The organism is Micrococcus sp. ACRRV, assembly GCF_022346985.1.
GTDB classification, from domain to species: Bacteria; Actinomycetota; Actinomycetes; order Actinomycetales; family Micrococcaceae; genus Micrococcus; species Micrococcus porci.
Map to the genome: position 1 here is coordinate 1 of NZ_JAKRNH010000065.1, position 14,514 is coordinate 14,514.

Annotated in this window: 14 protein-coding genes; 8 read left to right on the forward strand and 6 right to left on the reverse strand. The window is 75.9% G+C overall.

Annotation, left to right across the window (positions count from 1 at the left end; genetic code table 11):
- Position 1 precedes the first annotated feature (1 nt).
- The 3 genes from MHY29_RS07945 to MHY29_RS07960 all read left to right on the forward strand — a co-directional run bounded on the left by MHY29_RS07945 (position 2) and on the right by MHY29_RS07960 (position 2,738).
- A complete protein-coding gene (locus MHY29_RS07945) occupies positions 2–748 on the forward strand; it encodes a ubiquinone/menaquinone biosynthesis methyltransferase (RefSeq protein ID WP_239239812.1) in 747 nt (248 codons plus the stop codon).
- Positions 749–1,041: 293 nt separating this feature from the next.
- The gene (locus MHY29_RS07950) at positions 1,042–1,776 is read left to right on the forward strand and encodes a response regulator transcription factor (RefSeq protein ID WP_305080756.1); all 735 of its coding nucleotides are present in this window, start codon (positions 1,042–1,044) and stop codon (positions 1,774–1,776) included.
- Positions 1,777–2,327: 551 nt separating this feature from the next.
- Positions 2,328–2,738: a WGxxGxxG family protein gene (locus tag MHY29_RS07960; protein WP_239239815.1), complete on the forward strand. Its 411-nt coding sequence runs from the start codon at positions 2,328–2,330 to the stop codon at positions 2,736–2,738.
- Positions 2,739–2,869: 131 nt separating this feature from the next.
- Here MHY29_RS07960 and MHY29_RS07965 read toward each other — a convergent pair whose 3' ends face one another.
- Complete coding sequence (locus tag MHY29_RS07965; RefSeq protein ID WP_239239837.1) at positions 2,870–3,757, reverse strand: ArgP/LysG family DNA-binding transcriptional regulator; 888 nt, start codon at positions 3,755–3,757, stop codon at positions 2,870–2,872.
- Between the two features lie 96 nt (positions 3,758–3,853).
- Here MHY29_RS07965 and MHY29_RS07970 point away from each other — a divergent pair, with 96 nt between their 5' ends.
- The 3 genes from MHY29_RS07970 to MHY29_RS07980 all read left to right on the forward strand — a co-directional run bounded on the left by MHY29_RS07970 (position 3,854) and on the right by MHY29_RS07980 (position 7,280).
- On the forward strand, positions 3,854–4,651 hold the full coding sequence (locus tag MHY29_RS07970) for a LysE family transporter (RefSeq protein ID WP_239239840.1): 798 nt from the start codon (positions 3,854–3,856) through the stop codon (positions 4,649–4,651).
- A 24-nt stretch (positions 4,652–4,675) separates the two neighbouring features.
- Positions 4,676–5,200 (forward strand): NUDIX domain-containing protein, encoded by a 525-nt coding sequence (locus MHY29_RS07975; RefSeq protein ID WP_239239843.1) that lies wholly within the window; start codon positions 4,676–4,678, stop codon positions 5,198–5,200.
- A 190-nt stretch (positions 5,201–5,390) separates the two neighbouring features.
- Positions 5,391–7,280: an ABC transporter ATP-binding protein gene (locus MHY29_RS07980; protein ID WP_239239845.1), complete on the forward strand. Its 1,890-nt coding sequence runs from the start codon at positions 5,391–5,393 to the stop codon at positions 7,278–7,280.
- Positions 7,281–7,364: 84 nt separating this feature from the next.
- Here the strand turns inward: MHY29_RS07980 and MHY29_RS07985 are convergent, their stop codons facing one another.
- A complete protein-coding gene (locus tag MHY29_RS07985; RefSeq protein WP_239239848.1) occupies positions 7,365–8,141 on the reverse strand; it encodes a hypothetical protein in 777 nt (258 codons plus the stop codon).
- A gap of 12 nt (positions 8,142–8,153) precedes the next feature.
- A complete protein-coding gene (locus MHY29_RS07990; RefSeq protein WP_239239851.1) occupies positions 8,154–8,987 on the reverse strand; it encodes a VOC family protein in 834 nt (277 codons plus the stop codon).
- A 42-nt stretch (positions 8,988–9,029) separates the two neighbouring features.
- Between MHY29_RS07990 and MHY29_RS07995 the strand changes: the two genes are divergently transcribed.
- Positions 9,030–10,007: a hypothetical protein gene (locus MHY29_RS07995; protein ID WP_239239854.1), complete on the forward strand. Its 978-nt coding sequence runs from the start codon at positions 9,030–9,032 to the stop codon at positions 10,005–10,007.
- Positions 10,008–10,039: 32 nt separating this feature from the next.
- Here MHY29_RS07995 and MHY29_RS08000 read toward each other — a convergent pair whose 3' ends face one another.
- Complete coding sequence (locus MHY29_RS08000) at positions 10,040–12,652, reverse strand: FtsX-like permease family protein (protein ID WP_239239857.1); 2,613 nt, start codon at positions 12,650–12,652, stop codon at positions 10,040–10,042.
- A gap of 1 nt (position 12,653) precedes the next feature.
- A complete protein-coding gene (locus MHY29_RS08005) occupies positions 12,654–13,511 on the reverse strand; it encodes an ABC transporter ATP-binding protein (protein WP_224356108.1) in 858 nt (285 codons plus the stop codon).
- Between the two features lie 155 nt (positions 13,512–13,666).
- Between MHY29_RS08005 and MHY29_RS08010 the strand changes: the two genes are divergently transcribed.
- On the forward strand, positions 13,667–14,230 hold the full coding sequence (locus MHY29_RS08010) for a TetR/AcrR family transcriptional regulator (protein ID WP_239239860.1): 564 nt from the start codon (positions 13,667–13,669) through the stop codon (positions 14,228–14,230).
- Between the two features lie 25 nt (positions 14,231–14,255).
- On the opposite strand, the gene MHY29_RS12305 is transcribed toward MHY29_RS08010, so the two are convergent.
- Entirely contained in the window at positions 14,256–14,378 is a 123-nt protein-coding gene (locus tag MHY29_RS12305) for a hypothetical protein (protein ID WP_255718719.1), read from the reverse strand.
- Positions 14,379–14,514 lie beyond the last annotated feature (136 nt).

Genomic DNA, 14,514 nt, shown 5'->3' on the forward strand with positions numbered 1-14,514 from the left:
GGTGAGCGAGACCTCCCCCTCCCCCCTGCCGCGCCCCGCCTCCCTGGCCCACGACGCCGACCACGGCGCGCGCGTGTCCGGCATGTTCGACGCGATCGCCGGCCGCTATGACCTCATGAACACGGTGATGACGTGGGGGCAGGAGCCCCGCCTGGTGCGCCGCACCGTGGAGCGCGCCAACGTCCCCGCCGCCGCGCGCGTGCTGGACCTGGCCACCGGCACCGGCGACCTCGCCCTGGAGATCCTGAAGCAGCACCCGGACGCGCACGTCGTCGCCGCGGACTTCGCGCCCGAGATGATGGAGGTGGGCAGGACCCGCCCGAACGGGGACCGCATCGAGTGGGTGGAGGCGGACGCCCTGGCCCTGCCCTTCGCCGACGGCGAGTTCGACTCCCTCACTCACGGCTACCTGCTGCGCAACGTCGCGGACATCCCAGCCGCGCTCGCCGAGCAGTTCCGCGTGCTGCGCCCCGGCGGCTGGGTGGCCGCCCTGGAGACCTCCCCGGCGCCGGACAACCTGGTCAAGCCGTTCTCCAGCTTCTATATGCACCGGATCATGCCCCGCCTGGCGCGCCTCATCACGGACAGGGCGGAGGCCTACGAGTACCTCTCCTCCTCCACCCGGGCGTTCCACACGCCCGAGGAGATCGCCGGGATGCTCGCCGATGCCGGGTTCGTGAACATCGGCCACGAGCTGCACATGTTCGGCACGCTGGCCACGCACTGGGCCATGAAGCCCCTCGACTGAGCCCTCCCGAGCCCGGCTGATCTTCTGAGGGCGCTGAAGCAGACCTGCGTGGTGCGCCATCGGGTGAGCGCAACGTCGTAAAGTAACGATCCGGCTACGGCTCGGCCGCCTCATCCCCGGTGGCCCGGCACGTCGCCCGGAGAGCTGCCCGCCGGAGTCCATCCCCCCGTCCGGCCCCGGCCCTCCGCGCCCGGGGGCGCCCGCCTCCGGGGACCAGGGATCGGACACGGTCCCGCAACGGACAAGGACACCTCTCCGTGACCTCTGCAGAGCACACCGTCTCTCCCGCCTCCATGGCCGAGCTGCGCGAGTCCCTCCCGGACCTGACGCACCAGGACGGCTCGCCCGTCCGCGTCCTCGTGGCCGACGCCGAGGGCCTGGAGGCCGACCTCCTCTCGATGGGCTACTCCCTGCTCGGCTGGGAGACCGTCGTGGCCAAGGACACCGCCGCGGCCGTCCAGGAGGGAACCGCCCGCCGCCCCGACCTGGCCCTGCTGGACGCCGGCCTGCCCGACGGCGGCGGCCTGGAGGTCCTGGCCCGCCTCCGCGCCCACTGGGCCGAGATGCCCGCGATCGTCCTGGCCTCCCCGGCCGAGGCCGAGGACCGCATCGCGGCCCTGCTGGCGGGCGCGGACGACGTCGTCGCCAAGCCCTTCGCCGTCGAGGAGATCCTCCTGCGCTCGCACCACCTGGTGCGCCGGGCCGGGTTGAACGCCTCCACCGGCGAGGAGCTCGTGGTGGGCGACCTGGTGATGAACACCCGCACCCACGAGGTCACCCGCGGCGGCGACCTCATCGAGCTCACCGCCACCCAGTTCAACCTGCTGAAGTTCCTCATGGCCAACGTGCGCACCGTGCTCTCCAAGGACCGCATCCTCCAGGACGTCTGGGGCTACGACTTCGGCGGCCGCGCGAACATCGTGGAGCTCTACATCTCCTACCTGCGCAAGCGCATCGACGCCGGCCGCGAGCCGATGATCCACACCGTGCGCGGCGCCGGCTACGTGATCCGCCCCGCCCAGGGCTGATCCGCCGGACGGGCAGCGGATGGACCAGCCGCAGGTGCCGCGCGACGCCGTCGCGGAGGGCGTGCTCGCGGACCGGGTGGGCGTGGATGTGATCGGCGTGGGGGAGCATCACCGCCCCGACTGCGCCGTCTCCCACCCGGACCTGGTGCGCGCCGCGATCGGCGCGCGCACCGAGCGCTCGGGGCCGGCCGGTTCGGCATGGAGCACTCGGACGCCCCCTCCCGCACGCGGCCATGATGCGCTCCATCGAGCTCTACGGCACGAGGGTCGCGCCGCAGGTCCGCGAGATGCTCGCGGCGGGCTGAGGCGGCCCGTCGGCCAGGGGGATCGGGGGCTCTTCCCGGCCACCATCCGGGCGGTCCGGAGGCGGATTCGCCCAGGTCGGAGGGTGATGGATCAACTGAATTCCTTCGGCCCGCAGGGGTTGACGGAACCCCACCCCCCTTTGCATAAGGTGCATGGGTATGACCGAGATGGACGTCGGCGGAACCGCCGCCGGGGTCCGCACCAGAAGCCGGTCGGCGCCCGCCGCCGGCGAGAGGAGAACGATCATGGCTGACATCCGCAAGACCGCCACCGCCCTGACCCTGAGCGCCGCCGTGCTGGTCGGCGCCGGCGCCCCGGCCGCCACCGCCGCTGAGAGCTCGACCGCCCCGGCGACCGAGACCGCCACCACGGCCCCGGCCTCGTCGCAGTCGCCCGAGCCGGAGCAGACGGAGGAGAAGGACGACAACGGCAACTGGGGCCTGTGGGGCCTCGCCGGCCTCCTCGGCCTCGCCGGCCTCGCCGGTCGCGGCAAGAAGCGCGAGGTCGTGCACGCCCAGCCCGTGCGGGAGACCCAGCGCGTGCAGCCCACCCACACCGAGAACCACCACGTGGACACCACCCGCGTGCAGGACGGCGTGCGCGACGCCGGCCACCGCGCCGGCGGCACCGACGGCATCCCCGGCAACGGCCGCTGATCCCGTCCGTCGGCCCCCGGAAGGCGGGGCCGGCCCGGTGACGCGGGGCCAGGCGCCCCGACCCCCGCGACGGCGGGGATCCGCTCCGGCGGGTCCCCGCCGTCGTCGTGCGTGGAGCCACGCCGGGGCGCTCACTCGGCGGGCGCCGCCGCGGTCACGGCCGCGGTGAGCCGGTCCAGGGCGGGCGTGCCGGCGGACCAGCGCTGCCAGTAGAGCGGCACCTCGGCGGTGCCGAGCTCGGGGACGAGCTCCAGGTCCGGGTGGGAGCCCGCCGCGAGCTCCGGGGGCACCTGCCCGGTGGGCAGCATCCCCCAGCCCAGGCCCATCCCGACGGCGGACGCGTAGGCCCCGACCGACGGGACCAGGTGGTGGGGCGGGCGCGGGACGGAGACGCGCCCCCGGGCCGCGCGCTCCAGCATGGTGCGCTGGAGCCCGTCGCGGGGGCCGTAGTCCACGACCGGCATGGTGGCGACGTCCACGCGCCCGTGGGCGTCTCGGTGGAGGTCCAGGAGGAAGGACGCGGCCACCGCGTGGTACCGCATGGTGCCGATCCGGGTGACGGTGCAGCCGGTGACGGGGGTGGGGTCGTCGGTGACGACGGCCACCACGGTCCCCTCTCGGAGCAGCTCCGGGGTGTGGCCCTGGTCCTCCGCATGCAGGTGGAGGACGACGTCGTCCCAGGTGGCGGCCTCGCGCAGCACCGGGGTCCACCACGTCTCCAGGGAGTCCGCGTTCACGCCCACGCGGAGCGGGGCGCGGCGCCCGGTGCCCCGGCCGAGGGCCGCGAGCGCCTCCTCCTCCAGGGGCAGCGTCTGGCGGGCCAGGCGCAGCATCCGCTCCCCGGCCTCCGTGGGGCGCACGGGAACGGTCCGGGTGAGGAGCACCTGGCCGGTCTGCCGCTCGAGGGCCTTGATGCGCTGGGAGAGGGCGGACCCGGAGAGGCCGAGCCAGGCCGCGGCGGCGTCGAAGGTGCCCTCGTCGACGGCGGCGGCCAGGGCGCGGAGGTGGTCGCTGTTCACGGCGGCCAGGGTAGCCCGCCGACCTGAAGGATCGCTTCAGATCCTGAAGGATCCTGCGCTGGAGCGGATCAGGGACGATCCCTACCCTCGTCCCTCGTGACCGTCTTCTCCGCAGGCTTCCTGACCTACCTCGCCCTCATCGTCGCCATCGGCGCGCAGACCCTGTTCCTGCTGCGCCAGGTGGTGCGCGGGGACCGCGCCTGGACGGCCATCGGCGTCTGCTTCCTGTCGGACATCGTCCTGCTCCTGGCCGGCGCGGCCGGGGTGGGCGCCGCCGCCGAGCGGGCCCCCTGGCTGGTCCCCGCGCTCACCGTGGCGGGCGTGGCGTACCTGGTCTGGTTCGGCGTCAGCGCCCTGCGCTCCGCCCGCCGAGGCGACCGCACCCTCGCCGGCGCCGCCGCCGAGGTCGAGGACGACGCCTGGGCCCCCACCGCCGAGGAGGTCGCCGCGATGACCGGCAGCCTGCCCGTCGTCGCCGCCGGCCCTGACGCCGGGGCCGACGCCGCGACCGCTCCGGCCGGGACCGGGGGCGGCGTCGCCCTCCGCACCCGCCCGGTCTCGACGACGGCGCCCGCCTCCGCCGCGCCGCGCCCCGCGCTCACCCCGCTGCCGCGGCTGGTGCTGCTCTGCCTCTCCGTCTCCCTGCTCAACCCCCACGCGATACTCGACGCCGTGGTGATGATGGGCACCTTCGCCCAGGGCTACGGCGCGGACAAGTGGCTGTACGTCGCCGGCGCCGTCGCCTCCTCCGCCCTGTGGTTCCTGGTGCTGGGCTGGGGCGGCGCCAAGCTGGCCCCGCTGATGAACACGCCGCGCACCTGGCGGATCGTGGACGGCGCGGTGGGCGTGGTGGTGCTGGGGATCGCCGGGAAGGTCGCCCTCACCCTGTTCTGAGCCGCCGCGGGGGAGGATGGGGGCATGACCGCTCCCGCCGCCCGCTCGGACGAGCCCGCCGAGATCCGCGTCTCCGCCGTGGTGATCGCCCGCCCGGATCGCAGGGTCCTCACCGTCCGCAAGGCCGGCACCGCCGTGTTCATGTTCCCCGGCGGCAAGCACGAGCCGGGCGAGACGCCGCTGGAGACCGCCGTGCGGGAGACCCGCGAGGAGACCGGCCTGCGGATCCGCCCCGACGAGCTGGTGCACAGCAGGCCGGCCACCACGGCCACCACGCACCACAGCGGGTGCCCCGCCGCCGCCAGCGCGACCCCCGCCGCCGCGTGGAGCACCGCGGACAGCCCGTGGTTCAGCAGTCGCCCCACGGCCTCCCGCCGGAACGCCAGCACGTCCGTGCGGGAACGGATCCTCCGGCGGATCCGCGCGTCGGAGCCCGCGACCCGCAGCTGCCGGGCGAGCCACCGGGTGTGGGCGCGGGCGGCCAGGGCGCGCAGCCGGCGCAGCCGCCGCCAGGGCAGGTCCACCACCGCCCGGGTCGGCACGCCGTAGAACGGCCCGAAGCCCACCGTGGCCGCCGTCAGCACCGCCACGTAGGCGCCCGGGGACGCCGGCACCACCTGGGTGAACCCCCACGCCAGCAGCGTCACGACGGCGACGGCGGCGCACACCGCGGGGATCCTCATGGCCGGTGACTCTACCGGCGGGGTGCCGGCCTCCCGCGGCTGTCTACCCTTGAGCGGTGAGATCCCTGCTGCGCATCCTCCGGTTCGCCCCCCAGCTCACCCCCCTCTACCTCGGCATCGCCGTCTGCTCGGTGCTCGCCGCCGCGCTGTCCCTGGCCACCCCGTTCCTCATCGGCGCCGCGACCAACAGAATCGTTGACGCGATCGCCGGCCGCAGCACCCTGGACGACGCCGTCGCCGCCGTGACCTGGCTGGCCCTGGCCTTCCTCGCGGTCGAGGTGGCGACCACCGCCGTCGTCAGCGTGGGCGGCTACTGGGGTGACGTCATGGCGGCCCGCATGCGCGCCGCCCTCTCCGGCCGGTACTACGACCACCTGCTGCACCTGCCCCAGCGGTACTTCGACACCGCGATCACGGGGCGGATCGTCAACCGGCTGAACCGGTCAATCACGGAGCTCACCCAGTTCCTGCAGTTCTTCTCCAACAACGCGTTCACCATGCTCATCACCACGGCCGCCGTGCTGGTGATCACCGCGTTCTACTGGTGGCCGCTGGCCGTGCTGCTGGCCGTCGTGTTCCCCGTGTACATGTGGCTCACCGCCAAGACCTCCGCGAAGTGGCAGGTCTGGGAGGGGGAGAAGAACACGGAGGTGGACATCGCCTCCGGCCGCTTCGCCGAGACCGTCGCGCAGATGAACGTGGTCCGCGCCTACAACCGGCAGGACCACGAGCTCGCCGGGTTCACCGAGCGGTTCGGGCGCACCGTGGGCATCACGCGGAAGCAGTCCCGGTTCTGGCACGGCATGGACGCCGGCCGCCGCCTGGCCCTGAACCTCGTGTTCGGCGTGATGTACCTGATCGTGTTCGTCCGGACCGCCCGGGGGCTGTTCTCCGTGGGTGACATGGTGATCCTCCTGCAGCTGATGAACATGGCCCGGCAGCCGATCTTCTCCATGAGCTACCTCGTGGACTCCGCGCAGCGCGCCGTCGCCGGCTCGAAGGACTACTTCGGCGTGCTGGCCGAGGAGCGCGAGCGGTCCGGCGGCGCGGCCCTGCCGGCCGGCGTCGGGTCCGCGGAGGCGCCCACGACGACGACGGCGGCCGGCGTCGTCGTTCGGGACCGGGCCGAGGCGCCCACCGGGGCGCCGGTGCGGGCGGGTGCGGACGTGCCGGCCGTGCGCTTCGCGGACGTGACCTTCGCCTACGACCCGGAGGCCGAGCGCCCGGTGCTGGACGGCGTCACGTTCGACATCCCGCAGGGGGCGAAGGTGGCGCTCGTGGGCGAGTCCGGTGGCGGCAAGTCGACCCTCGCGCACCTGCTCATGGGCCTGTACCCGGTGGGATCGGGGCGGGTGGAGGTGTTCGGCCGGGACGTGGCGGGCCTGGACCTGGCGGTGCTGCGCGGGCAGGTGGCCGCGGTGTTCCAGGAGCCGTTCCTGTTCTCCGGGACCATCCGGGAGAACATCGCCTACGCGGACCCGGACGCCTCCGGCGAGCGGGTGCGGGCGGCGGCGAAGGCCGCGTTCGCGGACGGGTTCGTGGAGGAGTTCGAACACGGGTACGAGCAGCTGATCGGCGAGCGCGGCCTGCGGCTCTCCGGCGGGCAGAAGCAGCGGATCGCGGTGGCCCGGGCGGTGCTCAAGGACGCGCCGGTCCTCGTGCTGGACGAGGCGACCTCCGCCCTGGACACCAAGTCCGAGCGGCTCGTGCAGTCCGCGCTGGACGACCTCATGGTGGGCCGGTCCAGCCTGATCGTGGCGCACCGGCTGAGCACCATCGCGTCCGTGGACCGGATCGTGACGCTGCGCGGCGGGCGCGTGCAAGAGGTCGGGACGCCGGCCGAGCTGGCCCAGTCCGGCGGGATCTACGCGCAGCTGCTGCGCCTGCAGAAGGCCGGCACCAAGGAGGCTCGGAAGCTCCTCAAGGAGTACGGCCTCTCCGGCTGACCCCCGCCGTTTTCGTGCGTGAAGCGGACGGGCTCAGGATCGCTCTCGTGCGTGAAACGGTCGGCGCCGGGCGGAGGCGCGGTGTCAGCGGCCCTGGAGCACTGCCAGGCGGCCGGCCTCGAGCGGCGCCACCTGGAACTCGTAGCGCACGGCTCCGTCCACGATGTGCTCCGGGCGCACCGTGTGGCGCACATCGATCGGCGTGCAGCCCAGGCTGGAGGCGATCGCCGCGTGGGTCTCGCCCGCCACGACGTCCACTCCGGCGGTCTCCTCGTCCCGCCGCGGCGAGGTGTGCTCGCACAGCAGCACCAGCCGGTGCGTGACGCCCGGGCCGGAGACCGGCACCGTCAGCACCCCCGGGTTCCTGAGACTGTCCTGGTCGGCGGGGAGCACGGCCTCGGCGACGACCGGCTCGGTCTTCGGGTCCCAGCCGCCGAGGTCGGGCATCCGCGGGTCGGAGCCGTCCGCCTGCCAGGCGTCGGTGGTCCGCGCCCAGGCGTCGAAGGTCGTGCCTCCGCCGCCCGTCTCGAACAGGGCGGCGGGCAGCGTGACCACCGCGTGCCGCGGCACGGCCGTCGCCTCGGAGGAGGCGGCCGCCTCGTGGGACGCCCGCGCGGAGGCCGCCCGGTCGTCCCCCTCTGCGGCCGCCCGCGCATTCGAGAGCGGCTCGGCGCTCTCGGGGGCATCGATCTCTGCGCCTCCGCGCACCACGTCCCCGGCGGCGGAGGTGGTCTCGGACGCCGCGGCGGACGACGCCGCCTCCTGCGGCCCGCCCGTGCAGCCGGTGAGGCCCAGCGCCAGGGCGAGGGCCGCCGTCGTGAGGGGGAGGAGGGGGCGGCGCGTGCGCGTCCTCGGGTCCATGGCGTCGGCGGCTCAGCCGCGTGCCGGCGGCTGGTTCAGCTGGAAGGTGGCGCCCGCGGGGTCCACCACGGAGGCGACGACGCCGAACGGCGAGTCCATCGGCCCGTCCACGATCCGGCCGCCCTTCTCCTCGACGACCTTCACGGACGCGTCCATGTCCGTGGTCTGGAAGTACACCCGCCAGTGGCTCGGCACGGCCTCCGGCAGCCATGCGGCGGCGTCGCAGAGGCCCGCGGTGGCCTGCTCGCCGGTGTGGTCCGTGGCGTAGGCCGGCATGCCGTCCTCGTCCGGCGCGGCGTCGTCCTGCTGGCCGTCCGGGCCCAGGGGGACCACGTCCCAGCCGCAGACGGCGCGGTAGAACTCCGCGTCCGCCGCGAAGTCCTTGGACATGACCTCGAACCACACGGACGTGCCGGGGGTCAGGGGGAGGTCGTGGCCGGAGAACTCGCCCGGCTGCCAGAAGCCCACCGCCTCGCCGCCGGGGGTCATGGCCAGGGCCATGGAGCCCAGCTCGCCGACGGGCATGGCCTCCACGATGACCTGGCCGCCGTGTTCGGCGACCAGGCCGAGGGTCCGGGCGATGTCCTCGGTCTTGAGGTAGACGGTCCAGGCGGCGGGCTGGACGGGGCCGCCGGAGAACTGCGCGGACAGCTCGCCGTCCATGGCGCCGCCGATCACCGCGTCGCCGGCCCGCACCATGGTGTAGTGGCCGTAGTCCTCGCCCTGGTCCTGGAAGGTCCAGCCGAAGAGGGCCGAGTAGAAGGCCTGCTGCGTGGCGAAGTCGCCCGCGGAGTAGTCGATCCAGATCGGGGAGCCGGAGGGGATGGCGGTGTGCTGTGCGCTCATGCGCCCAGCATGCGCCAGCGGGGCCCGGGGGACAATGGCCGGGTGAGCCCCGCCCTGGCCGCCCGCCTCGACGCCGCCTACCCGGGCCTGGCCTGGGACGTCGTCGTGAGCGCGGAGGAGGTCGGCGACGCCGACGACGACTCCCTCGACCTGCTGGAGATCACCCGCGACCGCATGCTGGACGAGGACTGGGACGTCGCCGTCGGGCTGACGGGCCACGCCCTCGTCCAGGGGCCGCACACGCTGCGGTCGCAGGTGTCCCCGGTGCACGCGGCGGGCGTCGTCTCCCTGGACCTCGCGGACGGGGGCGCGCGGGAGGCGGTGGAGGACGTCGTCGCGCGCGTGCTCGGCCTGGACCCCGACGACGGCGCCCCCTCCGCCGGGGAGCGCACCGCCGCCGTGGCCCGCGCCCGGCAGCGCGCCGAGGACGTGGAGGCCCGCGCGGACGAGTCCGGGGCGTCGTTCACCTGGCGGGTGCTGCGTGCCAACGCGCGCCTGCTGCTGGGCACGGTGCGGGGCAACCGGCCGTGGCTGCTGGCCGTGTCCCTGACCCGTTCCATGTCCACGGCCCTCGCGGCCGGCGCCCTGACCCTGCTCACCACGGACCTGTGGATGCTCTCCGCCGCCTACGACGGCGTGCAGATGTCCCTGCTGGGCCTGCTGGCGGTGGCGGCCGTGAGCCTGTCCCTGGTGGTCGGCGCGAAGCTGTGGGAGCGTCCGCGCCGCGCCGCCGAGCGGGAGCAGGTGGCCGTGTTCAACCTGGCGACCGTCCTGACGGTGGTCATCGGCGTCCTCGTGCTCCACGCCCTGCTGATGCTGGCCGCCCTGGCGGGGGCGCTGCTGCTCGTGGACGGGGACGTGTTCACGGAGGTCACGGGGGAGCCGGCCAGCCCGTGGCAGTACGCCAAGCTCGCCTGGTTCGTGGGCGGGCTCGCCACGATCGGCGCCGGCCTGGGCGCCGGCCTCGAGGACGACGACGACGTCCGCGAGGCCATCTTCACCCGCGGCGCGACCCGCTGAGGGGCGCGCCGCGGGGAGGAGGCGGAAGAGGCTCAGACCGTCGCCAGCCCCTCCACCGGGCTGAGCCGAGCGGCCCGCCCCGCCGGGGCCAGGGAGGCCAGCAGGCCCGCGACGGCGGCCACCGCCACCACCAGCGCCAGCTCGGCCCACGGGACCTCGGGCCACACCAGCGCCCGGTCCTCGCCCAGCTGGGCGACGAGCTGGCCCAGCACCAGCTGGGAGCCGGCCCAGCCGTAGAGCACGCCCAGCCCGCATCCCAGCACCGCCGCGACGCCGGCCACGAGCACCGCCTCCACGGCGATCATCCCGCGCAGCCCGCCCCGGGTGAGGCCGAGGGCCCGCAGCAGCGCGTTCTCCCGGGTCCGCTCGATCACGGACAGGCTCAGCGTGTTCGCGACGCCGATCAGCGCGATCAGCACGGACACCGCCAGCAGCCCCACGACGATCCACAGCAGGGCGTCGATGATCTGCGCGTACACGGCGCGCTCCGCGGCGCCGCCGTCCACGATGGACGCGCCCGCGCCGGCCGCGGCGGTGAGCGCGGCCGACATCTCCTGCAGGCGGTTCACCGAGACGTCGTCCGCGGCGGCGACCAGCACGAGTCCCGCCACGGCCTGGTCCTCGGCGGCGGGGCCGGCGGCGTCGGAGGCGGTGCCCGCGTCCGCGGCGACCCCGTGCCGGCGCACCCACTCTGCGGTCTCGGGGGTGAGGAACACGCCGGTGGTGAGCCCGGAGCCGCGCACGGAGGCGAGCCCGGAGACCCTCCCGTCCACCACGACCTCCGTGGTCGCCCCCGCCCAGGCGGGCACCAGGACGGAGGCGCCGTCACCGAGGGCGCGGTCCTGGCCGTCGGGCAGGGCGGCCACCACGGAGCGCAGCGCGTCCGCCTCCACGGCGTAGGCGGGGCTGCCGTTCACCGTGGCGCCCACGGGGGACGCCGCGGCCACGGAGCCGACGCCGTCCACCGCGCCCAGCGCCCGGGTGGCGGCGGCGAGGTCCCCGCCCGCGGGCACGGACACCACCAGGTCCACGGGGTACTCCTCGTCCAGGAGCGCGTCCAGCCGGATCTGGGCGGTGCGCCCGCCGGTGAGGACGAGCGCCACGAGCGTGGTGCCGATCAGCAGGGCGGACGCCGTCGCCGCGGTGCGCCGCCGGTGCCGGACGGCGTTGAGCCCGGCCAGCCGGCCCGGCACCCCCGCCGGGCGGGCCAGCACGGCGGCCGCACGCACGGCCCCGGGCACGAACAGCCGGGCCAGCAGGAGCACGCCGAGGAAGGAGAGCACGCCGCCGCCGAGGGCGGCCGCGAACGCCGAGCCCCACGCGCCCCACCACATCAGGGCCGCCCCGCCGACGGCGAGCAGCAGCCCGAGCCCGGCGCGCACCAGGCCGACGCGGGAGCGCACCGGGGCCTCGTCCACCGGGCGCAGGGCCTGCACGGGGGCCACCCGCGTGGCCGCCCGGGCCGGGCCCAGCGCCGCGACGGCCGCCACGGCCGTGCCCAGCGCCACCGCCCCCGCCAGCGGGAGCCAGTCCACGCCCAGGGTGAGGGCGTCCGCGCCGAGCGCGCCGCGCGCCACGGCCACCACGGCCGCGGTCAGGCCCACGGCCAGCACGACGCCGGCCACGGCTCCCGTCAGGCCGGTCGCCACGGCCTCCAGCAGCACCGCGCCGCGCACCTGCCGGGCCTCGGCGCCCACGGCGCGCAGCAGGGCGAGCTCGCGGGTGCGCTGGGCGACGAGCACCTGGAACGTGTTGGCGATGACCAGGGCCGTCACCACGAGGGCCAGCAGGGCGAACCCGCCGAGCACCCAGCCGAGCAGGTCCGTGCCGCCGGAGAGCGAGGCCAGCTGGTCGCGCACCGCCTGGTCCGGGGTCTGCACGGCGGCAGGGACGCCGTCGTCGTGGAGGGCACGCGCGGCGGCCTCCGCCACGGCCTCCCGGTCCGCGCCCGGCGCCAGGCGCAGCAGCACGGCCGTCGTGTAGGGGACCTGCCCGTCCGGCGCGAGGTCCTGTGCCACGGGGCGGGACGCCCACACCTGGGCCTGGGAGGAGAGCATCGGGTCCGGGGACACGCTCGTCAGGCCCGTCACCGTGGCGCGCACGGGCGCCCGGGTCGGTTCCCCGGTCAGGGGCAGCTCGTCGCCCACGCCCACGCCGAGGGCGCGGGCCGTCTCCTCGTCCACGGCCACGCCGCGCGCGTCGGCCGGGTCGGGCAGGGCGCCGGCCACCGCGCGCACCCCCAGCAGGTCGGGGTGCGCCGGCGCGGGGATCACCGCCGCCGGCCGCGGGGTCCCGCCGCCCGGCGCGGCGGCCTCCGCGAACCCGGGGGTGGGCGCCCATGCCTCGGCGACGTCGTCGAGGCGGGCCAGGGCGCCGGGCGTCTCCGGGGTGCCGGCCAGCGCCGCGAGCCGCTGCCCGGGCGGGGGGCCGGAGGCGTCTGCGGAGGTCTCGGGGTCGTCCTCGGGCTGGATCACGAGGTCCGCTCCCGCGTAGACGGAGCCGAGGGTGGTGCGCAGGGTCGCCTGCGCGGTGGAGGCCACCAGGAAGGAGGCGGCCAGGAACATGGTGCCGATCAGCACGGCCAGCACCACGGAGGCGTAGCGGCGCCGCCGGGCGCGCAGCTGGGACAGGGCCACGGTCCACATCTCAGCGGCCCCCGTCCTGCGGGAGCGGCCGGCCCTGCGGGAGGGGCCGGCCCTGCTGCAGGGCCGTGAGGGCCTCGGCCACCCGCTCGGCCGTGGGCGCGTGCAGCTCCCCGGCCAGCGCGCCGTCCGCCAGGAGGACCACCCGGTCCGCCGCGGCGGCGGCCACCGGGTCGTGGGTGACCATGATGACGGTCTGCCCGGTCTCCCGCGTGGCGCGCCGCAGCAGGTCCAGGACCTGGGCGCCGGTCGCCGAGTCCAGGTTGCCGGTGGGCTCGTCCCCGAAGACGACGTCGGGCCGCGTCAGCAGCGCCCGCGCCACCGCGACCCGCTGCTGCTGGCCGCCGGAGAGCTCGTGCGGACGGTGGGCGAGGCGGTCCGACAGGCCCAGCCGGTCCACGATCTCCGCCAGCCACGCCCGGTCCGGGGTGCGTCCGGCCAGCTCCATCGGCAGGACGATGTTCTGCTCCGCCGTGAGGGTGGGCACCAGGTTGAACGCCTGGAACACGAAGCCCACGCGGTCCCGGCGCACGCGGGTCAGCGCGGCGTCGGACAGGCCCGTGATCACCGTGTCCCCCAGGGTGACGACGCCGGCGTCCGGCGTGTCCAGCCCCGCGAGGCAGTGCATGAGCGTGGACTTGCCCGAGCCGGAGGGGCCCATGATCGCCGTGAACCGGCCGGTCTCCACGTCCACGTCCACCCCGCGCAGCGCGTGCACCGCCGCGTCCCCGCGGCCGTACGTCTTGGTCAGCCCGCGGGCGGAGACGGCCGGGGCCGGCGGGGCAGCGGCGTGGGCGAGGGGTGTGGCCAGGGCGTGGGCGCCGGCGTCGTGCGCGGCGGAGCGGGGCGAGGTGATGTCCATGCCACCAGGGTCCCGCGGGGCCCCGCCGTCGGGATCGGAGCGCGGGAGGGACTGTCGCGGGGCCGGCTCATCCCGCGGTCGGACCCGGTGCACCGCGGGCGTCCCACCAGGGGTGGCGCCGTGTCCCGGGGGGTGCGGATGGGAGGATGACCGGCATGAGATCCGACGCCCTCGCCAACTGCCGCCACCTCGTGGCCGCCGCCTCCCGGCTGGTGGCCGAGCAGGGGCCGGACGCGTCCCTGCGGGCCGTCGCGCAGGCCGCGGGCGTCGGCGTCGGCACGCTGTACCGCCACTTCCCGTCCCGGCGGGCCCTGCTCACCGCCGTGCTCGAGCGCGTGGTGGAGCGCCTGGAGACCCTGCTCCGGGGCTTCGTGGAGGGCACGGGGCCGGTCGCGGAACGCTGGGAGGCGCTGGCGCGGGGCCTGGCCGCGGAGGACCTCGCTTCCCTGCTGGCCGCCCAGGAGCGCATGCAGGAGGAGGACACCCCGCCCGCGGAGGCCATGGGCCGTGCCGAGGACGCCGTCATGGGGCTCGCGGACCGGGCCGTGGACCTGGCGCGCGAGGCCGGCCTGGTGGGCGACGACGTCACCGGCCGGGCCTACATGAACGGGCTGATCGCGGTGACCCGGCCGCCCCTGCCGGCCCTGGAGTCCTGCCGGGACGACCTCGAGGACTGGCTGCTGACCGTGTTCCTGCGGGGTCTGCGCCCGGCCGCCTGACGCCGCCGCGGCCCCAGCCCGGAGGTCAGTCCTCCAGCGACGGGCGGGTGAACGCCAGCGTCAGCGCCCCCGCCAGCCCGGACGCGCCGAGGCTCAACAGCACGCGCAGGAGCGGCCCCAGGTCCGTGGCCAGCGCCAGGCCCGCCATGACCAGGGCCGCCGTGACCAGCGCCAGGAAGAACGCGAGGCACTCGGCGTCGCCGCGCTCACGCTCGCGGTCCGACGGCGACGTCCCCTCCGGCGCGGTTCAGCGCGCGGGAGGGTGCCGGCCGACGGCACCCTCC

What these genes read in the sequence shown, in the direction of transcription:
- MHY29_RS08000 (WP_239239857.1), bottom strand. Translation starts at nt 12,652, where the DNA reads ATGTGGACCGTGGCCCTGTCCCAGCTGCGCGCCCGGCGGCGCCGCTAC.
- MHY29_RS07990 (WP_239239851.1), bottom strand. Translation starts at nt 8,987, where the DNA reads ATGAGCGCACAGCACACCGCCATCCCCTCCGGCTCCCCGATCTGGATC.
- MHY29_RS07950 (WP_305080756.1), top strand. Translation starts at nt 1,042, where the DNA reads ATGGCCGAGCTGCGCGAGTCCCTCCCGGACCTGACGCACCAGGACGGC.
- MHY29_RS12305 (WP_255718719.1), bottom strand. Translation starts at nt 14,378, where the DNA reads ATGGCGGGCCTGGCGCTGGCCACGGACCTGGGGCCGCTCCTGCGCGTG.
- MHY29_RS07975 (WP_239239843.1), top strand. Translation starts at nt 4,676, where the DNA reads ATGACCGCTCCCGCCGCCCGCTCGGACGAGCCCGCCGAGATCCGCGTC.
- MHY29_RS07985 (WP_239239848.1), bottom strand. Translation starts at nt 8,141, where the DNA reads ATGGACCCGAGGACGCGCACGCGCCGCCCCCTCCTCCCCCTCACGACG.
- MHY29_RS07960 (WP_239239815.1), top strand. Translation starts at nt 2,328, where the DNA reads ATGGCTGACATCCGCAAGACCGCCACCGCCCTGACCCTGAGCGCCGCC.
- MHY29_RS08005 (WP_224356108.1), bottom strand. Translation starts at nt 13,511, where the DNA reads ATGGACATCACCTCGCCCCGCTCCGCCGCGCACGACGCCGGCGCCCAC.
- MHY29_RS08010 (WP_239239860.1), top strand. Translation starts at nt 13,667, where the DNA reads ATGAGATCCGACGCCCTCGCCAACTGCCGCCACCTCGTGGCCGCCGCC.